The organism is Phenylobacterium deserti, from assembly GCF_003254705.1.
Classification (GTDB): domain Bacteria; phylum Pseudomonadota; class Alphaproteobacteria; order Caulobacterales; family Caulobacteraceae; genus Phenylobacterium; species Phenylobacterium deserti.
The window spans coordinates 1-20969 of record NZ_QFYR01000002.1 but is presented as its reverse complement, the minus strand read 5'-3'; the positions used below and the strand labels follow the sequence as shown (position 1 = coordinate 20969).

Annotated in this window: 20 protein-coding genes and 1 pseudogene; 11 read left to right on the top strand and 10 right to left on the bottom strand. The window is 67.5% G+C overall.

Features of this window, described 5'->3' with window-relative positions; translation table 11 throughout:
• The first annotated feature begins 235 nt into the window (after positions 1–235).
• Positions 236–919 (top strand): TVP38/TMEM64 family protein, encoded by a 684-nt coding sequence (locus DJ018_RS09750; protein WP_111514775.1) that lies wholly within the window; start codon positions 236–238, stop codon positions 917–919.
• Here DJ018_RS09750 and DJ018_RS09745 read toward each other — a convergent pair.
• The 5 genes from DJ018_RS09745 to DJ018_RS09725 all read right to left on the bottom strand — a co-directional run bounded on the left by DJ018_RS09745 (position 916) and on the right by DJ018_RS09725 (position 6036).
• A complete protein-coding gene (locus DJ018_RS09745; RefSeq protein WP_111514774.1) occupies positions 916–2475 on the bottom strand; it encodes a flavin monoamine oxidase family protein in 1560 nt (519 codons plus the stop codon). The two genes, DJ018_RS09750 and DJ018_RS09745, sit on opposite strands and share 4 nt — an antisense overlap.
• 114 nt (positions 2476–2589) lie before the next feature.
• Complete coding sequence (locus tag DJ018_RS09740) at positions 2590–3123, bottom strand: methylated-DNA--[protein]-cysteine S-methyltransferase (RefSeq protein ID WP_111514773.1); 534 nt, start codon at positions 3121–3123, stop codon at positions 2590–2592.
• On the bottom strand, positions 3104–4606 hold the full coding sequence (locus tag DJ018_RS09735) for a DNA-3-methyladenine glycosylase 2 family protein (protein ID WP_111514772.1): 1503 nt from the start codon (positions 4604–4606) through the stop codon (positions 3104–3106). Before DJ018_RS09735 ends, DJ018_RS09740 begins: the two co-directional genes overlap by 20 nt.
• A 65-nt stretch (positions 4607–4671) precedes the next feature.
• Positions 4672–4878 carry a hypothetical protein gene (locus DJ018_RS09730; RefSeq protein ID WP_111514771.1) on the bottom strand — a complete coding sequence of 69 codons (207 nt, stop codon included), beginning with the start codon at positions 4876–4878 and terminating at the stop codon, positions 4672–4674.
• Positions 4879–4986: 108 nt separating this feature from the next.
• A complete protein-coding gene (locus DJ018_RS09725; protein WP_111514770.1) occupies positions 4987–6036 on the bottom strand; it encodes a lysine-2,3-aminomutase-like protein in 1050 nt (349 codons plus the stop codon).
• A gap of 99 nt (positions 6037–6135) precedes the next feature.
• Here DJ018_RS09725 and DJ018_RS19545 point away from each other — a divergent pair, with 99 nt between their 5' ends.
• The 3 genes from DJ018_RS19545 (at position 6136) to DJ018_RS09715 (ending at position 6975) form a co-directional block, all read left to right on the top strand.
• Positions 6136–6261, top strand: coding sequence for a hypothetical protein (locus DJ018_RS19545; RefSeq protein ID WP_276309822.1), 126 nt, complete (start codon positions 6136–6138; stop codon positions 6259–6261).
• 181 nt (positions 6262–6442) lie between these two features.
• Positions 6443–6712, top strand: coding sequence for a hypothetical protein (locus DJ018_RS09720; protein WP_111514769.1), 270 nt, complete (start codon positions 6443–6445; stop codon positions 6710–6712).
• Complete coding sequence (locus tag DJ018_RS09715) at positions 6709–6975, top strand: hypothetical protein (RefSeq protein ID WP_111514768.1); 267 nt, start codon at positions 6709–6711, stop codon at positions 6973–6975. Before DJ018_RS09720 ends, DJ018_RS09715 begins: the two co-directional genes overlap by 4 nt.
• Here the strand turns inward: DJ018_RS09715 and epmA are convergent.
• Positions 6972–8033, bottom strand: coding sequence for an EF-P lysine aminoacylase EpmA (gene epmA / locus DJ018_RS09710; RefSeq protein ID WP_111514767.1), 1062 nt, complete (start codon positions 8031–8033; stop codon positions 6972–6974). The genes DJ018_RS09715 and epmA overlap by 4 nt on opposite strands.
• 121 nt (positions 8034–8154) lie before the next feature.
• On the opposite strand from epmA, the gene efp reads away from it, so the two are divergent.
• From efp to DJ018_RS09680, 6 genes are all read left to right on the top strand, one after another.
• Complete coding sequence (gene efp / locus DJ018_RS09705; protein WP_111514766.1) at positions 8155–8721, top strand: elongation factor P; 567 nt, start codon at positions 8155–8157, stop codon at positions 8719–8721.
• A 118-nt stretch (positions 8722–8839) separates the two neighbouring features.
• The gene (locus DJ018_RS09700) at positions 8840–9523 is read left to right on the top strand and encodes an ABC transporter ATP-binding protein (RefSeq protein ID WP_111514765.1); all 684 of its coding nucleotides are present in this window, start codon (positions 8840–8842) and stop codon (positions 9521–9523) included.
• Positions 9513–12065 (top strand): FtsX-like permease family protein, encoded by a 2553-nt coding sequence (locus tag DJ018_RS09695; protein WP_111514764.1) that lies wholly within the window; start codon positions 9513–9515, stop codon positions 12063–12065. Before DJ018_RS09700 ends, DJ018_RS09695 begins: the two co-directional genes overlap by 11 nt.
• An 86-nt stretch (positions 12066–12151) precedes the next feature.
• Positions 12152–13162 (top strand): lipocalin-like domain-containing protein, encoded by a 1011-nt coding sequence (locus tag DJ018_RS09690; RefSeq protein ID WP_205853745.1) that lies wholly within the window; start codon positions 12152–12154, stop codon positions 13160–13162.
• 39 nt (positions 13163–13201) lie between these two features.
• Complete coding sequence (locus DJ018_RS09685) at positions 13202–14275, top strand: serine hydrolase domain-containing protein (RefSeq protein ID WP_111514762.1); 1074 nt, start codon at positions 13202–13204, stop codon at positions 14273–14275.
• 65 nt (positions 14276–14340) lie between these two features.
• A complete protein-coding gene (locus tag DJ018_RS09680) occupies positions 14341–14808 on the top strand; it encodes a hypothetical protein (RefSeq protein ID WP_111514761.1) in 468 nt (155 codons plus the stop codon).
• Here DJ018_RS09680 and DJ018_RS09675 read toward each other — a convergent pair.
• From DJ018_RS09675 to DJ018_RS09660, 4 genes are read right to left on the bottom strand one after another with little or no spacing between them, the layout of a single operon-like run.
• Positions 14805–17255, bottom strand: a complete 2451-nt coding sequence (locus DJ018_RS09675; protein ID WP_111514760.1) for a response regulator — start codon at positions 17253–17255, stop codon at positions 14805–14807. The genes DJ018_RS09680 and DJ018_RS09675 overlap by 4 nt on opposite strands.
• Complete coding sequence (locus tag DJ018_RS09670) at positions 17248–17700, bottom strand: response regulator (RefSeq protein WP_111514759.1); 453 nt, start codon at positions 17698–17700, stop codon at positions 17248–17250. The genes DJ018_RS09675 and DJ018_RS09670 overlap by 8 nt, the downstream gene beginning before the upstream one ends.
• Complete coding sequence (locus tag DJ018_RS09665) at positions 17693–19939, bottom strand: ATP-binding protein (protein WP_111514758.1); 2247 nt, start codon at positions 19937–19939, stop codon at positions 17693–17695. The genes DJ018_RS09670 and DJ018_RS09665 overlap by 8 nt, the downstream gene beginning before the upstream one ends.
• Positions 19936–20562: a biliverdin-producing heme oxygenase gene (locus DJ018_RS09660; RefSeq protein ID WP_133254253.1), complete on the bottom strand. Its 627-nt coding sequence runs from the start codon at positions 20560–20562 to the stop codon at positions 19936–19938. The genes DJ018_RS09665 and DJ018_RS09660 overlap by 4 nt, the downstream gene beginning before the upstream one ends.
• Before the next feature lie 220 nt (positions 20563–20782).
• On the opposite strand from DJ018_RS09660, the pseudogene DJ018_RS09655 reads away from it, so the two are divergent.
• Positions 20783–20969, top strand: a pseudogene (locus DJ018_RS09655) (sulfate adenylyltransferase subunit CysD); the annotation flags it as partial.

Here is a 20969-nt window from a genome sequence, read left to right as displayed (position 1 = left end):
CTCTCGATTCCGTCGACCAACGTTATACGTCATGTGCTGGCGCGTCTCCATGACCCTGAGATGAATTTTCAGCAATGTTGCTGAACCGCCGCGCCGCTCCGACTTTGATCTGGACAAGCCTGGGACTTGGCAGAAGGTCCTTAGGCTGAGGGACGCGCATTTGGACAGACGTGCTGACGAGTTGAGCCATCCAGGGCAACTGGAGGATGACCGCGCGCCACGGGCCTTGGCTAGCTTGGCGCCGAGATTCGTCCTGGCCGGCCTGCTCCTGCTGGTCGCTTTCGGGGCGTGGCGCATGGGTCTGCTGGAACAGATCTCCCCTGCCCGGCTGGAGAGTCTTCAGGCTCGGGTGGACGCCGCTCCGGTGCTGGCCGTGTTCATCTACGTCGTGGTGTTCGCCCTGCTCACCGGCGCCTGCCTGCCCGTCGCCCTAATGATGACCTTGTCAGGCGGCGTGCTGTTCGGCGCTGCAGTCGGCGGCGCTGCGACGGTGGTCGGCGCGACGGCTGCGGCGGTGCTCACCTACCTCGCCGCGAGGACCGCACTGGCGCCTTCCTTGTTGGCTCGCGCCAAGCGCGACCCGCGAATGCGCAAGGTGATGAACGGTTTCGGCGAGAACGCCTTCAGCTACATCCTCACCATGCGGCTAATCCCGCTGTTTCCCTTCTCCCTCGTGAACATCGCAGCTGGGCTCGCGGCGGCGCCGATCCGCGCCTATGCCGGCGCGACTGCCGTCGGCGCGGTGCCGACGTCCTTCATCTACGCCAGCCTGGGCTCGGGCTTGGGCCGGTCGGTGAACTCGGAGCACGCGGTAGCCGCCGCGTTGCATTCGCCCGCCGTGCTCGGATCGCTCACCGCTCTGGCGCTGCTCTCCCTCGCTCCGCTGGTTGTCAGTCGGCTGCGCCGACGCCGCCCCTAAGCCGCGGACACCCGCGCCTGCAGCAGCTTGATGGCTTCGTGGCTGGAAAGCGCCGCGCCTTCCTGCCAGGCGTTGATGTAGCTGAGGTGTTCGCCGGCGAAGAAGAATGGCCCGTCCGGCCTGCACAGGGTTGCGTAGTCGGTAGTCCGCTGAGCCTCTTCCCAACTGACCGCCACGCCTTCGCTGTAGGGTGTCTGGTCCCAGGCGACGGTGACTGGTTTGCCGAGCTCACGGCCTCGTCCGGGGTGGAACTTCTCGATGACGCGCCTGGAGACGGCGAAACGCTCGTCAAAGCTCATCGCCGCGAATTTCCGCGGGTTCTCGGGCCCTGAGAACCCGATCGAGTAGGCGCCCACCAGAATCCCGGTCTTCTCCCCGAATCCGCCCGACGGATACCAAACCAGCTCGCTCGGCTCTTCGGTCCACCCGAGACCGCCATACTGGAAGTCGTCTTGCTCCCAGAACCGACGTGTTTGCCAGGCGACCTTGGTGCCCTCGTGATATTGCGTGTTGGCCAGAGCCTTCTGCACAGCCGGGCTAAAATCGGCGGTGATCTTGCGCAGCACCGGCACAGGGATGGTCACAATGGCGTAGTCGGCGTCGAGGCGCTGAGCTCCGCCAGCGTCCACATAGGCGATCCGCACGCCCTTCCCGCGGCGCCGGATCTCCTTCACCTCGGCGCCGAACTTCACCGCCGGCTTCACCTGCTCGTAGAGCGCATAGGAAATTCGATCCATGCCGCCCACCGGCTGCAGCATCGTGGCCTGCATCTCGCTGATCTCTTCGAAGATCAGCGACGCGCCCCAGAAGCGCGACTGCATCATGTCCTTCAGCCGCAGCGGCTCGCCCGAGCTGGGCGGATGGAGATAGCCGCCGGGCGGATCCTTGAAGGTGGAGCGGACCGAGCCGGCGTACATGCGCTCAGGGTTCAGGTCGCCATAGAACCCGAGATAGCCCAGCAGGGCCTGCTTGTCGGCGGGCGTGAGCTCTTGGTCGAGCGAGCCGCGGCTGATGGCCTTGGACAGCAGCTCGGCGAAGGCGCCGCGCGTGTCGTTCGTCGCTTGGCCGTTGGTCACCACCTTGCCGCCAAAATCCAGCTTGGCCATGCGGTTGCCGTTGACCATCACCTCGAGCGGCACGCCAAGGTCGCGGCAGTAGCTAAGGATGGCGCGGTGGGTCTGCGGAATCCGGGCCGGACCTGCGTTGAAGTAATGGTGGCGGCCGCTCTCCCAATCCACCGTCTGGTCAGGCCGCCCGATCTGCTGGATGCGGTCGCCGCCCCGAACGCTCCAGGCCCGGCCGCCTGGACGCTGGCGGGCCTCCAAGACCGTGACTTCGTAGCCAGCCTTGCGAAGCTCGTACGCGGCCACCAGACCGGCGACGCCGGCGCCCAGAACCGCAACCTTGACGCCCTTGCCTGACCCCGCCGGCAGGTTCGGGGCGGCATAGGCCTTCGGAGTCGCCAGCAGGCCCATGCCCTGCATGGTCACATACAGCGCGCCGTAGCCGCCCGCCTTGCCGACCCGTTCCAGAAACGCGCGACGCGAAAGACCCATGAGCTGAACTCCCGAAGTTCTACCGGGAACGCTCGGACCCAGGCCGCCCGCACGCAATGACGCAACGCGCCGACGGCTAGGACGACCTCTGAACCGCCTAACAATTATACAGGTTTAGGCGGCCATCTGATCCCGGAAGCTTGCGCCTTCGTGGGCGAGAAGCCAACGCTTGCGAGGCAAGCCGCCGCCATAGCCCGTCAGAGTTCCGTTGGAGCCGATGACCCGATGGCAGGGTACAACGAGCGCCACGGGGTTTGAGCCATTGGCCAGTCCGACCGCCCGCACGGCGGTTGGCCGACCCACCGCCTGCGCTAGTCGCGCATAGCTCCAGGTCTCGCCTGTCGGAATCTGGCACAGGGCGGTCCAGACCTGTCGTTGGAAGCTGGTCCCGATCGCGGCCCAGGCAAGCCGCTCCAGCGCTTTCACTTCGCCGGCGAAGTAAGCCTCAAGGGCCGCACGAATTGGGGAGCGGCCAGCACGAACGGCCGCGCCAGGGTAGCGGCGCGAGATCCACGCGTTCATGCGCTCCTCGTAATCGGTCCAGTTGAAGGCCCGCAGCACGCCCGCCTCATCGGTCACGACGATCGCCGTGCCGATCGGTGTGTCGAGCCGATCCAGGATCAGGGTGTCAGGCAGCGGCTCGTTCATCGGACTTCCTCTGGGGCTTGGGTTGAGCCGCGTCAGCGGCCCACAGATGCTGGGCGGCGTAGGCGCGCCAGGGCCGCCACCCTTCGGCGCGGGCAAGCAGTTCGGCTGGCGTCGGTCGGGCGCCGTCGGGCTTCGGCAGCATCCGCAGCAGGGCGACGTCGGCTTGCGGGAAGGCGTCCGGCTCGCGCAGCTCGCGCAGGGCGATGTACTGCGCCGTCCATTCGCCGATCCCTGGAAGCGCACGAAGAACAGAAACGGCGCTTTCCAGGTCAGCTCGCGGCGTGAAGATCGAAGGATCGCTCGCGACGGTCTGCGCGAGACCCTGCAGGGCTGCAGCCCGGGCTCGCGGCATGCCCAAAGCGGCGATTTCCTGCCCGAGTAGGCGGCCCGGCTGAGGGAACAGGCGCGACAGCCCGAGCTCTTCGGCTGCGGGGTCGTCGAGTGGCTCGCCATAGGCCTGCGCTAGTCGGGCCGCCAGATTGCGTGCGGCCGACACCGTGATCTGCTGCCCAAGAATGGCTCGCACCGCGAGCTCGAAACCGTCCCACGCTCCGGGCGCTCGCAGCCCCGGCCTTGCTGCGACCAAGGGCGCGAGATCAGCGTCCCGGCTCAGGTGAGCGCCAATGCGAGCTGGATCCGCAGTCAGGTCGAACACCCGTCGGACGCGCGCGATCACCGCCGGCAAGGCCTGCAGCTTCGGAAAACGAATGTGGGCGATCAGGTAGTCGCCGTCGCCGGGCTCCACGACGACCACGCCACGTGCGCCGTCCACCTCCAAGGAGCGCGCGTAGCGGCGGGCTGAAACCGTTTCCACGCCTGGGATGGCGCGGGCGGCCAGAAAGCCGATCACCTGCTCCCAATCGTAGGGCGCGCGGTAGGCCAGACGTACAGTGACCCCGGCTCTCCCGGCGCTCACCTCCTGCCCGCGCGATCGGCGCAGGGCGCCTGGCGGGCGACCGAACAGCTGCTGAAAATTCTCGTTGAAGCGTCGCACGCTGCCGAAGCCGGACGCCAGCGCCACCTCAGCCATCGGAAGGCGCGTCTCCTGGATCAGCTGCTTGGCAAGGAGGACGCGGCGCGTCTGAGCCACGGCGACTGGCGAAGCGCCCAGGTGCTGCTTGAACAGCCGACGCAACTGACGCTCACCAACGCCGACCCGATCGCCGAGCGCGTCCACGTCCCCGCCGTCCAAAGCCCCAGCTTCGATCAGGGCGAGAGCTCGAGAGACCGTATTGGAGGTGCCCCGCCAGGCGCCTAGATCCGGCGACGCCTCGGGACGGCAGCGCAGGCACGGGCGGAATCCGGCCTCCTGCGCAGCGGCTGCGGAGGGGAAGAAGCGCATGTTCTCCGGCTTGGGCGTGCGCGCCGGACAGACCGGTCGGCAGTAGATTCCCGTGCTGCGGACGCCGCAGAAGATGCGTCCGTCAAACCGCGGGTCGCGGGTGACGAAGGCTTGGCGGCAGGCTTCGAAGTCGAGGTCCATGGCGGGAGCATGCACCCGCCGCCGCGCTCACGTCTCGCGGTTTTCGGACATCGATGGCGCGGCGACTAGCCGTTCGCAGCCAGCACCTTGGACGCCTTAGAGCGAGCCTTGCGGCTGTACACCCGCGGCGGGTTCAACGCCGCCGGAAGGCTGGAGTCCGGTCGCTGCCAACGCCACTCGTACGAGGTGAGCCAAACCCAGCCCCCTTCGCTCAGCCGGCGCGGCGTGATCGCGAAGCCGCGGATCCAGGGAGTTTCGGTGAGATCAGTCACGGCGCAAATCCGACTCGGGGGCACTCAGAGGAGGGGCGGTGCTAGCAGATCGCGCAGGGCGCCGTCTGCGCCCGCCGGGCCACAGTCGGCCCGTCGCGACGATAAGACTCAGGCAGGCGGGTAACGATGCTTGCGACCGCGGAAATCCTCGACGTCGGAGCCGCCGTCCTGCGCCTCGGAAAGAAACTGCGGCCCCACTGGCGCCTTCCCGTGCCCGCCGGGAATGTCGAGCACATAGGTCGGCTGACAAAGGCCGGACACGTCCCCGCGCATTTGCCGCATCAGCGCCTGTCCAGCATCCAAGTCGGTGCGCAGGTGGCTCGTCCCAGGCGCAAGGTCGCCGTGGTGCAGGTAGTAGGGCTTGATGCGCGTCTCGACGAACGCCCGCATCAGAGCGGTCAGGCTTTCGACATCGTCGTTCACGCCCTTCAGCAACACGGTTTGCCCCAGCATCGGGATGCCAGCGTCGACAATCCGGGCGCAGGCGGCCCGCGCCTGCGGCGTCAGCTCGCGAGCGTGGTTGGCGTGAAGGGCGACATAGACGGCCTTGCTCCCGCACTTCAGCGCTTCCACGAGGTCTGGCGTCACGGCGGCGGGATCCACGGCCGGCACGCGGGTGTGGAAGCGAACGACCTTCACGTGTTCGATCCCGGCGAGCCGCTGCATGGTCTCGCTTAAGCGCCGGGCCGACAGGATCAGAGGATCGCCGCCGGTGAGGATCACCTCCCAGATCTGCGGCCGGGAGGCGATATAGCTGATCGCGGCCTCCATCTGAGCAGGCGACAGGGTCCCTGAGCCGCCGGGGCCCACCATCTCGCGTCGGAAACAGAAGCGGCAATAGACTGCGCAGGTGTGGGTCGGCTTCAGCAGCACGCGGTCGGGATACCGGTGGACGATCCCCTCGACCGGGCTGTGTGCATCGTCCCCGATCGGATCGGCGCTTTCGAGCGCCTGCTGCACCAATTCTTCTCCGGAGGGGACGAACTGCCGCGCGATGGGATCGTGCACGTCTGCGCGGTCGATCAACTCGGCCATGGGCGGCGTGATCGCCACGGCGTACTGCGCCGCGACGCGCTCAAGCTCTGGCAGCCGTTCAGGCGCAATCAACCCGGCGTCGGCGAGCGCGCGAGGATCGCGAAGTGTCCGGGCTGCGGTCATAGTCGCCGGCATATGGCCCGGAAGTTGGCGTGGAGCAACGCGCGCCGCCTCTGGCTTGCGAGGCCGAACTGCGCTAAAGGCTGGCGCAGGAGACGACGCATGACCTATCAGGTCTTCCAAGCCGAACCGATGACGGGCCTTGCAGCCCGCGCGGCCGGCTGCGCCTCCGTCAAAGCCACCATGATGATGATTATCACCCGCACGGGGCGACGGCGCACGTCATAAGACCTGCCGCCACGATCGGACGATCGAAGCCCCGCTCCTCACCGGACGCGGGGTTTTTTGTTGCCCGGTCGGCCCCTGCCTCACACGCAAAGGACCACCGAGATGGCCACCGCCAAGATGCACATCGCTAGGATCGCAATGCTCGCCGCCACGGCCGCCACTTCCGTGAGAGGGCCTGATCATGTCCGCCGCTGAGAACTTCGCCCAGCATCACGTCCTGACCTTCGCCGCCAGCCACACCCAGGCCGCGCTGCAAGCGGTGGAGGACTTCCTCGCCCGTTCCGGCGCGGCTCTCGCGGGTTTGCGCATGCGTTCGGTGGGCGAGATCGTCGAAACGACGCTGCAAATCCAGGATCTGTCGGATGCCAGCGCCGAAGCTGCCGGCGAGCGACTGGCTAACCGCGCGGGCGTCTCCGCCCTGCGTGTCGAACACGTCAGGCCGCTGAAATGACCTGGCCCGCCAACGACAGCGGCGCCACGCGCAACTGGCTCTTCCTAGTCGAGATGGAGGACGGCGCCGACGCCCTGCTCCGCGCGCTCGGCCCCTTTCCAGCGCAAGGCGCTCGGGTTGCGCGCATGGCCATGGAGGTGAGCGGCGACATCGCCCGCCTGGAGGTCGAAGCGAACGGTCTTGATGAGGAGCGGGCCGCCTACCTGCGCACCCGCCTGCAACAGCTCGCCAGCGTTCGATCGGTGGCTGCCGGCTGGCGCTAGCCAGGCACGGGCACGGGCACGGGCGTCCAGAGCACCTGTTCGATGCGCTGGGCGCCCGCCGCAAGCATGACGAGACGATCGAAGCCGAGGGCCGAGCCGCTGGCCGGCGGCATGTGTCCGAGAGCGACCAGGAAATCGTTGTCGATTGGATAGCGCTCGCCGTAGATTCGCTCGCGCTCCGCCTCGTCCGCTTCGAAGCGGCGGCGCTGCTCAGCAGGGTCGGTCAGCTCGCCGAACGCGTTTGCGAGCTCGACGCCGCAGGCATAAAGCTCGAACCGCTCCGCCACCTTCGGCTCGCCCGGCTTGCGTCTGGCCAAGGCGGCCTCCGGTGCAGGGTACTCGCAGAGGACTGTAGCACGTCCGTTGCCGATGGCCGGTTCGACCTTGTCGACGAGCACACGTGTGAAGACGTCGGACCAGCCGTCGTCCGCCGCCACGCGCACGCCGGCGGCACGGGCCTGAGCGGCAAGCCCCTCGCGGTCTGTCGATCCGTCGTCTGCCACGGTGGCGAGCAGGTCAATGCCGGCCAACTGCGAGAACCCCTCGGCCAAGGTTACCCGTTCCGGCTCCTCGAACGGGTCGATTTCGCGGCCGCCGAAGCGAAACGACTTGGCGCCCGCCGTCTCTGCGGCCAGCCGCAGCAGGTCGCCGCAATCCTTCATCAGCGTCTCGTAACGCTCACCCGCGCGGTACCACTCCAGCATGGTGAACTCGGGGTGGTGCAGCGCGCCGCGTTCGCCGTTCCGCCAGACCTTGCCCATGTTGAAGATGCGCGTCTCGCCCGCCGCCAGCAGCGTCTTGCAGCCGAACTCGGGCGAGGTGTGAAGATAGAGGCTGGCCCGCTCGCCCGCCGGCCCGACGATCTCCGTCCGGAAGGCATGCAGATGTGTCTCGTTGCCGGGCGAGACCTGCAAAGCCGCGGTCTCCACCTCCGTGAAGCCCTTCGCGTCGAACCAGGCGCGCACGGCGCGCGTGATCGCCGCACGCGCAGTCAGGAAGGGCCGGCGATCGGCGTGCTTGTCCGGCGCCCACCAGGGCGAAGCTTCAGTGTGTTGCAAGGCTGCGACAGGGGAAGGACTGGCGATTTCGGCCGGGATCGCTATAGGGGCGCAACAACAATTTGATTAGCGGAATCATGCGGGCTTGCCCGCGCGCCGCCGTCATCGAGGAACAAGCAACGTGAAAGTCTCCGCCAGCTCGCTGCGCAAGGGCAACGTCGTCGACCTGGAGGGTAAGCTCTACGTCGTCCTCAGCGCTCAGAACATCCACCCCGGCAAGGGCACCCCGGTGACCCAGCTCGACATGCGTCGCATCTCGGACGGCGTGAAGGTCTCGGAACGCTACCGCACCACCGAGACGGTGGAGCGCGCCACGGTGGACGACCGGCCCTACCAGTTCCTCTACCAGGACGGCGAAGGCTTCCACTTCATGAACCCGGAAACCTACGACCAGGTCGTGGCGGCCGAAGACATGGTCGGGGACGCCGCGCCTTATCTGCAGGACGGCATGCAGGTCATGCTCTCCACTCATGAGGGCGTGCCGATCGCTATCGAACTGCCGCGCCTGGCGACCTTCGAAGTGGTGGACACCGAGCCGACCGTGAAGGGCCAGACCGCCTCTTCATCCTACAAGCCGGCGATCCTTTCGAACGGCCTCAAGACCATGGTCCCGCCCTACATCACCACGGGCACCCGCATCGTGGTCTTGACGGAAGACGGCTCCTACCAGGAACGCGCCAAGGACTAAGGTCCGGCGGCCAGTCAGATCCGAAAGCCCCCGTTCACCAGGACGGGGGCTTTTTTCTTGCGACCGACGCCCGGCTCGCGCGTTCGCCCCGCGCCGAACGACCGCGTAAGATCCCGGAATGCCCGACGCCCTGCCGCTTTCCCTCTCCGGCCTGACCAAGAGCCTGCCCGGCGGCCGCGTGCTGTTCCAGGACCTTTCCCTGCAGGTCCGCCCAGGCGAGATCGTCGCCGTCATGGGCGAGTCCGGCGTCGGGAAATCCACCCTGCTCAACCTCATCGCTGGCCTGGACTTGGCGGACAGCGGCCGGATCGAGATCAGCGGCCAGGCTCTGGACAGCTTGTCGGATGATGTGCGCACCGCCTTGCGCCGCGACAACATCGGCTTCGTCTTCCAGGCCTTCCACATCCTTCCGCACCTGACCCTGGCTCAGAACGTCGCCCTGCCTCTGGTGTTGGCTCACGCCGCGCAACGCGAGGCGTTGGAGCGCGCCGACGCGATGTTGGCTCGGGTGGGGCTTGGCGGTCGAGGCGGTGATTTCCCGGCTCAGGTGTCCGGCGGTGAGCTCCAGCGGATCGCTCTGGCGCGTGCGCTTGTCCACCGGCCTGCCCTGCTGCTCGCCGACGAACCCACGGGCAATCTCGACCCGCAGACGGCTGAGCGTATCCTTGATCTGTTCAGCACCCAGGTCCGCGAGTCCGGCGCGGCCGCGGTGATGGTGACGCACTCCGAGCGCGCCGCCGCGGCCGCCGATCGGATCCTTACCCTCACGTCTGAGGGGCTCGTGGCTGCCCATGCCGCCTGACCGGGCGCTCAGCCCCACCCTGCTTCGGTGGATGATGCTCGGCGAGTGGCGCGCGCGGCCCAGCCGGGTGGTGCTCGCCATCATGGCGATCGCCATCGGCGTGGCTCTTGGCCTGGCCGTGCACATCGTCAACCGCTCGGCCCTGGACGAGTTCGCACGCGCGGTTCGCACCGTGAGCGGCGAGTCCGATTTGCAGATCCACGCCGTTTCGCCGGCCGGCTTCCCAGAAGGCCTCTACCCTCAAGTGGCGCGCGCGCAGGGCGTCGCGATGGCGAGCCCGGTGGTGGAACTGGCGGCGCGCACGGATACCGGCGGGCAGTTCACCTTGCTCGGCGTCGATGTCCTGCGCGCCGCGGCGGTGACGCCGAGCCTGATCGGTCGGCGCCCAGGAGCGGACACCTTCGACTCTTCCGAGGCGGTGTTTCAGGCTGACGCCCTGTTCCTTTCACAAGATGCGTTCCAAGCGCTCGGCCGCCCGGTGGGCGCTCGCGTGACCGTCACAGCGGCGGGACGCAGCGCAGAGCTTCAGATCGCCGGGACCTTGCCCGCGGCGGCCTCCGGTCAGGCGCTGGGCGTGGTGGACATCGCCACTGCACAGTGGCTGTTCGGCCAGATCGGCCAATTGCAGCGGCTGGATGTGCGGCTGCAAGAAGGAGCGGACCGGGCACGCGTGGAGAATGAGCTTGGCCGCCTTCTGCCGAGGGCCGCGGAGCTCGTCACGGCCGAGACCGAGGCGCGGCGCAGCGATAATCTTTCCCGCGCGTATCGCGTGAACCTTGAGATGCTGGCGATGGTCGCACTGCTGACCGGCGGCTTCTTGGTCTACTCGGCGCAATCGCTTTCGGTGGCGAGGCGCCGTCCGCAATTTGCTCTTCTCCGCGTCCTGGGACTGAAGCCTCGAGGCATGCTCCGCCAGGTGCTTATAGAAGGCGCGGTGCTTGGGGTGACGGGCGCCGGGCTCGGCATCCTGCTGGGCGTCGGCCTGGCGGCCCTGGCCTTGAACCTCTTCGGTGGCGACTTGGGCGGCGGGTATTTCGCCGCTGACCGTCCGAGGCTGGTGTTCACGCCGGTCGCCGCAGTCGTGATCGCGTCGCTCGGGTTGATCGTGGCTCTCGCGGGAAGCCTCCTCCCAGCGCTGGAGGCCAGCCGCGCCCAGGCCGCCGTCGCCCTGAAAGCGGGAGCGGGTGATGCAGGCGATCCACGTCGCGCGCCCATGCCGTGGATCAGCGTGGCGCTGCTCGGCGCAGGCGCCCTCGCCGCATTCGGGCCGCCCGTGGGGGGACTTCCGTTGCTGGGCTATCTGTCCATCGCTCTCATGCTGGCGGGCGGCGTCGGAGCAATGCCGTGGCTTGCCCGTGTGCTGATCCGGCCGCTGCGGCGCCTCAGGAACCCCGCTCCACCCGTCGCATTGGCCGTCGCCCGTCTTTGGGGCGCGCCGCGCCAAGCCGCCATCGCACTTTGCGGCATCGTCGCGTCCACCAGCCTGATGGTGGCCATGGCCGTGATGGTCACCAGCTTCCGCGGCTCCGTCGATGAATGGCTGGTCCAGATCCTGCCCTCCGACGTGTACATGCGGATTGAGGATGCCACCGGCGGCGGCATTCCGCCCGAAGTCCAGGCGCGCATCGCAGCCCTGCCCCAACTCGAAGCCGTGGATTTCCGCCAGGAGGCGCCGTTGCGTTTGGCGCCGGACCGACCCGCTGTCCGTCTGATTGCTCGAGAGCTCGACCCCGCCACGATCAAGGAGGTCCTGCCGCTTGTCGCCCGCGCGGACATCCCCGTCGGCGCGGTTGCGGCGTGGGTGTCCGAGCCCATGGCGGATATCTACCGACTGAAGGCGGGCCAACGGCTCACCCTGCCGATCGGCTCAGGGGGCACGACGCAGGTCTGGGTGGCGGGGATCTGGCGTGATTACTCCAACCAGTTCGGGGCGGTAGCGCTGGACTCCGACGACTACACACGCATCACCGGCGACCGGCTGCGCTCTCAGGCGGCCATGGACCTTGCGTCGGGCGTCCGTCCTCGGGCTGTGGCTGAGGCGATCCGGGAGCTACTGCCGCCGGCGGTCGCACGTCAGACCGACTTCGCCGAGCCGCGCAATCTGCGGGCGGTGGCCTTGCAGATCTTCGATCGCAGCTTCGCCGTGACCTACGCTCTTGAAGCCATCGCCATCGTTGTCGGTCTGACGGGCGTGGCGGCTACCTTCTCCGCCCAGACGCTCGCGCGCCGCAAGGAATTCGGCATGCTCCGGCACGTGGGCGTGCTGAGACGGCAGATCGTGCTGATGCTCGCCACCGAGGGCGCGCTGCTTGGCTTGGTCGGCGCAGTAGCGGGGCTGGCGCTGGGCGTCGCCATGAGCCAGGTGCTCATCCATGTGGTCAATCCGCAGTCCTTCCACTGGACCATGGAGACCCGCCTGCCCTGGGGCCTGTTCACCATTCTGACCCTCGCGCTTGCGGTCACATCGGCCGGCGCTGCGGTTCTCGCTGGGCGCGGCGCGGTCTCCAGCGCCGCAGTCCAAGCGGTACGGGAGGACTGGTGATGTTCTCGCGCCGTCAGCTCCTCGCGCTTACGGCCCCGAGCCTTCTGTTGCCCGGGATCGCTGCGAGCCAGCGGGGAGACGCGCCCGTGCCGCCGACCTATCCGCAGGTCCGTCCCGGCGCCCGTTTAAGCTTTCCGGCGGACCATGGCTCCCATCCCGAATTCCGGACCGAGTGGTGGTATGTCACCGGCTGGCTACGCGCTCCAGATGGGGCGGACCTCGGCTTTCAGGTCACCTTTTTCCGCAGCCGGCCGCAGGTGGATCAGCGAAACCCGAGTGCGTTCGCGCCCAAGCAGATCATCTTCGCGCACGCCGCCCTCTCCGATCCCGGCGCGGGACGCCTGTTGCATGACCAGCGCATCGCACGGGCCGGATTTGGCCTGGCTGAGGCTCGGTCGGGAGATGCGGATCTCGTGCTGGATGATTGGAGCCTGAGACGCGACCCGGAGGGGCTCTTTCGCACCCACGCTGGCGCGCAGGAATTCGCGCTCGATCTCGTGCTGGCGCCCACCCAGCCGATCCTCCTGCAGGGGCAAAGCGGCTACAGCCGAAAGGGGCCAGCGCCCGAGCAGGCGAGCTACTACTACAGCCTGCCTCACCTGAAGGTCTCAGGTGCGGTTACCCGCGCGGGCCGCCGGGTGGATGTCACGGGTGAAGCCTGGCTCGACCGCGAATGGTCCTCTACGCTGCTGGACGCCCGCGCGGTGGGCTGGGACTGGGTCGGCCTGAACCTCGACGACGGCGGCGCACTTACGGCCTTTCAGGTGCGCGACGAGTCCGGCCAAGCGGTCTGGACGGGAGGATCGCTTCGCGACGCCGCAGGCCGGTTCACCGAGTTCGGGCCGCGGGATGTCCGCTTCACCACCCGTCGGCTCTGGCGCTCGCCCCGCACCAACGCCGCCTACCCTGTCGAACGGGTCGTTGAGGTGCGCCTGCCCGGCGGGATGCGCGCCTTTTCCATCCGCCCGCTGTTCGACGACCAGGAACTGGACAGCCGCGCGTCCGGAGGTCCCGTCTACTGGGAGGGCGCGGTACGAACTGACGGAGGGCGCGGGTATCTGGAGCTGACCGGCTATGCCGGCGCTTTGACGCTGTAGGGCCACACGCTCGCCTCCAACTTCAGGTCTCCTCGTCGCATGCTGAAGACCAGCCTTTCACGACGCAGCCTCGCAGGCGGGTTGGTCGGCGCTGCGGCCGCAAGCCTCGCCGGATGCAGCCGGGCAGCGCAGCCGCCGGCCGCTGGAGCCGCAGAGAGTGGCAGGAAGCCAGGGCTCGACGGCGCCCTGCTCGGCCAGGGTGTCGAACTCGCCAGCCGCCTTCCTCAGCTGCGCTCCATGATCGTGGCGCGTGACGGGCAGACCGCTTTCGAGCGCGCGTTCCGCGGTCCCTCCCTGGATACTCCGGTCAACATCAAGTCCGCGTCCAAGACCGTGCTTGCGTCAGTCGCCGGCGCCGCGATCGCACGGGGCGAACTCAAGCTGGCCGATCGCATCGCCCCCATCCTCGGTCCGCGCGTCCCGGCCAGCGCGGACCCACGGGTGCAGCAGATCACCGTTGAGCACCTGCTCAGCATGGAGGCCGGCCTGGAGCCGACATCCGGCCCAAACTACGGGCGGTGGGTGAGCAGTCCGAACTGGGTGGCCTACGCCCTCTCCCGCCCCTTCGTCGATGAGCCGGGCGGCCGGATGCTGTACTCCACCGGCACATCGCACATCCTCTCGGCCGTCCTGACCGCCGCCACGGGCCGCAGCACGCTTGATCTCGCCCGTGACTGGCTGGCCGAGCCTCTCGACGTCCAGATCCCCTCGTGGTCTCGCGACCCGCAAGGCATCTACTTCGGCGGCAACGAAATGCGGATGTCGCCGCGCGCTCTGCTTCGCTTCGGCGAGATGCACCGCAACGGCGGCATGAGCGGCCAGACCCGGGTGCTGCCAGCCACATGGGTCGAAGACGCCTGGCGCTCGCGAGGGGGACGCTCTCCGTATACGGGCTACACTTATGGGCTCGGCTGGTGGATTCAAGAGAGCGCTGGCCAGCCGGTCTACTTCGCCTGGGGCTACGGCGGTCAGATGGTGTACGTGCTGCCGTCGCTGGATCTGACCGCCGTGATGACCTCGGACCCTGACGCGCGCGGCGTCACAGGACATGTCCAGGCGCTGCACGCGCTGATGGACCAAACGATCGTTCCAGCCGCCCTGCGGGGCGCCTGACGGCAACGAAGGATCAGCCACGCCGTTTGCCTTCAGGAAACCCCAGGCTCCCCCGAGAGACAGCCATGAAGATCACGCTCACCGCAGCCGCCCTCGCCGTCCTGGCCTTCGCCGCCGCCCCGGCTGGAGCCCAGACCGGCTCCAGCGGCGGCACGACAGCTGCGAGCGCCAGCCAGCCCGCCGCCAACCCGGCGCGGCGCTCCGCCGGGCGGGCCGCGCCTCAGCCAGGTCGAACCGAGCGGACGCCGACCAACGCTGAGACCACAGCCGGCGTAGCAGCCGCGGAAGACGACGATGATGAGCCGGACACCCGCCCCCGTCTGACGACCGGCCTGAACGGCTCTGAAGCGACGCAGGGCCGCGGTGGCGAATGGGGTGTCGCGCCGGGCTCTGGTCGACTGGGTGAGCCAGGCGCCATCTCCATGGGTATCGGCTCTACAGGCGGCGACAGCCTCGGCTCCACGAGCCCCGGCCAAAGCGCCAGCTCGATGGTGCGCACCGTGACTCCGCCGGGATCACCCCCGCCGCGCTAGCCGCGTCGGAGCGGCACCACCTTCTGCGCGAGTTCCGCCGCATCAGCCAGAGCGGCTTCGACCTTGCGCGACAGCTCGTCGTCTCGGAACGGCTTCTGGATAATCCGGTCCTCGCCGACGTCGCGCAAAGCTTTCAGGTCCGCATAGCCGGTGATGAACAGGACCGGCAGACCGGGGCGCATCTGAACCGCGGCGCGAGCCGCCTCGACCCCGTTCATGCCGGGCATCGCATAGTCGGCGAGCAGGATGTCGATGCGCTGGTCGGTGCGAAGCACGTCCAGCGCTGCGGAGCCGCTGCCCGCCTCGATCACGGTGAAGCCCAGGTCTGTGAGCATCGCGGCCGTGATCTCACGCACTGCGCTGTCGTCGTCCATGACCAGGACGTTGCGGGTGCTGGCGCTGACCACGTCGCGCGGGGCGACCTTCCGTTCCGGCTCGCTGCTCGCGCGGGCCGCAGCCCGAGGCAGGAACACCTTCACGGTCGCGCCTTCACCCAGCTTGGTCTCGATCCGGACGCCGCCGCCCGACTGTTTGGCGAAGCCGTAGACCTGGGCGAGACCGAGGCCGGACCCCTTGCCGATCTCCTTGGTGGTGAAGAACGGTTCGAAAGCCTTGGCGAGAACCTCATCCGACATGCCCGGTCCGGTATCGCTGACCGCCAGCAGAACATACTCGCCAGGCATCGGCTCTTCCGGCCGGCTCGGCTTGTCGCGCAGGGTGACGTTGGCGGTTTCGACCGTGAGACCGCCGCCGACTTCCATGGCGTCGCGAGCGTTGATCGCCAGATTGAGGATGATCAGCTCGATCTGCGTAGGGTCGACCAGGGCCGGCCACAGGTCTGGCTTCAGCACCGTCTCAAGCCTCACGCTGCCGCCAAGCGTGCTCTGCAGCAGGTCACGCATGCCGCCGACCGTTTCGTTGAGGTCGAGGGGCTTGGGTTCCAGCTTCTGCTTGCGGGAGAAGGCGAGCATCTGGGCGGTCAACTTCGCGCCTCGCTCGGCAGCGGTGCGCATGTGGCCGATGCGGTCGGCGATCTTGCCGTCCACGCTCTCCTTGGACATCCACCGCTCGACGAAGCTGATGTTGCCGAGGATCACTGTCAGCAGATTGTTGAAGTCGTGCGCCACCCCTGAGGTGAGCTGACCGACCGCCTCCAGCCGCTGCATCTGGCGCAGAGTCTGCTCGACCCGCTCGCGCTCTTCGATCTGCTCGGCGAGCTCGCGATTGCGCTGCGCCAGGGCCTCGGCGGCGGCGCGCTCCTCAGTGATGTCCCGGCCGATGGCGTAGAACGCCTCGCCTTCCGGAACGGCGGTCCAGGAGATCCACCGCCAGGTGCCGTTGGCGTGGCGCAGCCGGTTCTCGTGGCGCTCGATGACTTCGCCCTCGGATAGGCGCTTGATCACCCCCCCAAGCGCCTCGATGTCGTCGGCGTGGATCAGCAGGCTGAAGTCAGAGCCCACCAGCGCGTCCGGATGGTAGCCTAGCTGGTTCAGCCAGGCTGGGTTCACCCGCCGCAAGCGTCCGTCCAGCCCGGCGACGGTGAAGAGGTCACGCCCAAGCCGCCAGATGCGGTCGCGCTCGGCGGTGCGCTCGGCGACCTGACGCTCCAGGTCGCCGGTCAGCCGGCGCAGAGCTTCCTGCGCCAGGCGCTCTTCGTTGATGTCGCGGACGATGCCGACAAACCGGGTGCAGATGCCCTGCTCGAACTGGGCCTGACCGCGCGACGCGATCCAGCGCTCACGCCCGTCCGGGGAGACGATGCGGTACTCCTCGGCGTAGGCCCCCGTCTTGTCCGGATGGTAGGTGATAGCGTCCGCAACGCTGTCGGCCAGCCGCTCGCGGTCGTCCGGATGCAGTCGCGCCAACCAAGCGTCGAAAGTGGGTTCTTCGTCAGGGCCGAGCGCCAGCAAGACCCGGCACCGCTCATCCCAGCTCATCTCACCGGAACGAGGATCGAAATCCCACAATCCGAGCTCGGCGCCCTCGATGGCGAGGCGAGCGCGCATTTCGCTACGCGACAGCGCCTGTTCGGCTTCCCGGCGTTCGCGGCGCTCTCGCGCCTGATCCAGCGCCCGTTCCACGGCTGTCGCCAGCCGGGTCAGGTTGCGCTTCATGATGTAGTCGGTCGCGCCGCGCTTGAGGGCGTTTGTCGCGAACTCTTCCCCCACCACGCCGGAAACGAAGATGAAGGGGATATCCGGCTGCAGAGCGCGTGCGATGTTCAACGCAGACAGACCGTCGAAGTCCGGCAGCGAGTAGTCGGCCAGGATGACTTCGCAGGCGCCCTCTTCGAGAGCGGCCACGAATTCGCGGCGGTTTACGACGCGCGTGAGCCTGAAGGCGAGCTGCGCCTTGTTGAGATGCGCCGCGAGAAGTTCGGCGTCGATTTCGCTGTCCTCCAACAGGAGGAGGCAGATTTCGCGATCAGGCCGGCTTGCGTCAGGCATCGACCCTTCCCCTAGGCGGCGGCTCGTTCAGGATGGCCCAGAACATGCCAAGATCCTGAATGGCCTCGAAGAATGCATTGAAGTCGACGGGCTTCACCACGAAGGCGTTCACCCCCAGCTCGTAGCTCTTCACCAGGTCCCGCTCCTCCCGGGAGGAAGTGAGCATGACGACCGGAATCTGGCGACGGGTGGCGTCCTTCTTGACGGTCTCCAGCACTTCGAGGCCGTCAACCTTCGGAAGCTTCAGATCGAGCAGCACGACGGCGGGGTCGCCCGGCAAGCGCTCGGCGTGCTCGCCGCGCGAATACAGGAAGTCCAGCGCCTCGGCGCCGTCGCGCGCGACCACGATGTCATTGGCCAGCTGGCACTTGGCGAGAGCGGCAAGCGTCAGCTCCAGATCCCTCGGATTGTCCTCGACCAGCAGGATCGGCCTCAGGTCAGCCACGCGTCGTCTCTCCTCTGAGCGCCACTTGGCGCTTCGGCAAGGTGAAGGTGAAAGTAGCCCCTTGGCCCAGAACGCCGTCGGCCGCAATCGTTCCGCCGTGCCGCTCGACGATGCGCTTGGCGAGCGCTAGGCCGATGCCGGTGCCTTCGAAGTCCTCGGCCCTGTGCAGGCGCTGGAAGACGCCAAACAGCTTGCCGACATAGGTACGGTCAAAGCCGACGCCGTTATCCGAAACGGTGTAGGCGACGGACTCGCCACGGTCTTCGCCTTCAACCGTGATCACCGCCAACTCCCGCGGCCCGGTGTACTTCACCGCGTTCTGGATGAGGTTTAGCAGCGCCTGTCGGACCATCGGGCCGTCGCCCCAGGCCTCCGGAAGCTCGCCGATACGCCACTCGATCTTGCGTCCAGCCACGTCCGGCTCCAGGGAGCGGCGGATCTCGCTGACCAGCTTACTGATGTCGATCTTGCCGAGGTGCAGGCTGGCCCGCCCCATCTGGGAGAAGTTCAGCAGGTCATCCACGAGCCTGCCGGCAGCGACGGCGGCTTCGCTGATGCTCTGCACGTAGTGGCGCGATTTGGCGTCGAGGTCCTTCTCGCGCTCCGACAACAGCTCGGCGTAGCCCACGATGTGGCGGAAGGGCGCTCGCAGGTCGTGCGAGATCGAATAGGAGAAGGACTCCAACTCCTTGTTGATCCGCTCTAGGCGGCCTGTGAGCTCGGCCCGTTCCTCAGCGCGCTTCAGGACGAGGTTCTGGATGGCGTTGCGGAAGCCTCGGGCGCTTTCCACCTCGGCGTCACGCCATGGCAAGCTGTGTAGGCGCACCTGCTCCTTCCAGAGTTCAAAGGAGGTACGCGGGCTCAAGCGATCGGCCTTGGGCTCCATGGGCTTGTTGGGATCGCCGCCCCACTCGACCGTGCGGATCACCTCAGGGCGGAACCACATGATGTAGTCCGGATGAATCTGGGAGATGGAGACCGCGAGCAGGCCACATGCGGTCGCGGCGTAACCCGCCGCGTCCGGCCAGGTCTGAGCGAGGGAGTCCGTCGCGAAGTGATCGTCGCCCCGCTGGAAGAGCTGATGGGCGATCGCGGTGATTTCCGCCGGCTCCGGTGTGTCGCCCGTGCTCAGGACCCCTTCTTCGGTGATGACCGCCGCGCCCGCCGCGTGGGTCAGCTCGAGCCAGATCTCGCTGTTGTCGGCCAGCGCCCTTTGGAAGGACGTCGAGAGTGCGAGGCGCGCCAGGAGGTCGGTTTCCACCTGCTTCAACGACAGCCGCTCGGCCGCCGCATCAGCCCGTTCCCGCGCTTCCACCTGAAGGGACAGGACCTGCCCCAGGATGTCGCACGCCGTGCGCACCTGCGGGTTCACCTGACGCGGCTCGCGGCTGTGACCGGAGATCAGCCCCCAGAGGCGCCCCTCGACCAGGATCGAGATCGACATGGACGATCCCGTGCCCATGTTGCGCATGTACTCGAGGTGGATCGGCGAGACGCTGCGCAGAGCGGCCAGCGACAGGTCCAGCGGCTTGCCGTCGGTCGGGCTGATCGCGGGCAGCACCGGCACCGGCTCGTAGTCGGCGCTCGCGATCAGGCGGATCCGGTTCAAGCGATACAGTTCGCGCGCCTGGGCGGGGATATCTGACGCGGGGAAGCGGAGGCCGCGATAGGACGGCAGAACGCCGTCCGTGTCCTCGGCCAGCACCGTGCCGTCACCCGCCTCGTCGAACGAGTAGAGGAGCGTCCGGTTGAAACCGGTGAGCGCGCGCACTTCCCGGACCGCAGCATCGGCGATCGCCTGCAGATCCTCAGCGCGGGCGATGTCGTCGAGGAACTCGCGCAGGCGCGGGTAAAGGCCCTCGAGCGTCTCGGCTTCCGAGTGCGGCGGATCCTCGAACTCCAGCACCACGCCCTGCTCGGTCACATGGCCGAACACCTGCAAGACGAACTCGCCCACGGTGACGGTGCGCAGGAAGGCAGGATGCTCCCCGTCCAGCCACCGCCGTAGCTCGGCCGTCAACTGGCGCGCTTCGGCCACATCGGAAAGCCGGTCGCCGGGTTTCAGCTCGAACCCGGCCACCTGCAGCAGGTTGGCGCTGAAGTTGAGGCAGACGAAGTCCTTCGGACGCACCACCAGCAGCGCACCATGCGGCTGGATTGCGCCTGGGATGCGGATCGGCTCGGCGGCGCACGAGTCCAGATCGAGCTGAGCCGTGGGGGTAAGCGAAACGTCGTTCATGCCGCCAACCACTCCTGAAGCAGGGCGAAAGTGCGGTTGGCGCCGGCGCAAACCGCGTCCTGACGACTTGCGGACGTCGTCTGCTCGGCGAAAGCCTGATAGCTGCGCCACATCTGGCCGGTCCGCGAGCCGTAGGGCTGAAAGTAGGTCAAGCCGCCCCGGGGCAGCCAGCCCGTGTCCTTCAACGCGCGGTGGATCACCTGACCGCCGAGGGTGGAGCCTTCCATCACATAGATCGAGCCAAGCGCTTCTGCGGGATCTGCAGCCAGATCGGCAGCAGCGAAACAGTGCGGCAGCGCCTCAAGCTCGGCCGTAGTGCGCCCGAGCGCGATCAGATCCCTCCGCAGGTGCGGGAGCCGACTTCTCGGCTCCAGAAAAGCCCGCAACTCAGGACGCTCGCGAATGGCTCGCTCCCAAACCATGTGAAAGCCAAGGAAACCCTCCAACACGCAAACGAACCATTGTCTGTCGGAAACCCGACCAAGCAGCTGCAGTTGGTTCTCAAGTTGTGCGTGAGCGTCCGCAGTTTCCCGGCGCAGGCGGATCGCCAACGCCTCAGACGCAGCAGGCTCGGAGGGAGCAGGCAAACTCAACGCAAGCGACATTCCGAGCGAAACCCTCAAAGGTCCGCCCCCGCCCGACGCGGCGAGATGACCTCAAACGCCCAACATATACAAGCTGCGGCGTGCCGACCATTTCCCCTCATGGAGCGTAGAGAATTCCTGGGGGCCGCTCGCCTTGCACCGTTCAGGGCCGTTCTCTAAGTCACCGGCAGGGCCAGCTCCGACTGCCGTTTTCCACTGCGGCGGGCGGCATTTCCTCTGTTGATGTAAGGTCTCGCCCATGGACGCCCGCGCCGCGCCCGCCCGGTTCTTCGAGAGAACCGCCCTGCCCTCCGACACTCTCACGCACCTTCAGCGTCTTGAGGCCGAGAGCATCCACATCCTTCGGGAGGTGGTGGCCGAGTGTGAGAACCCGGTGATGCTCTATTCGATTGGCAAGGACAGCGCGGTGATGCTGCACCTGGCCG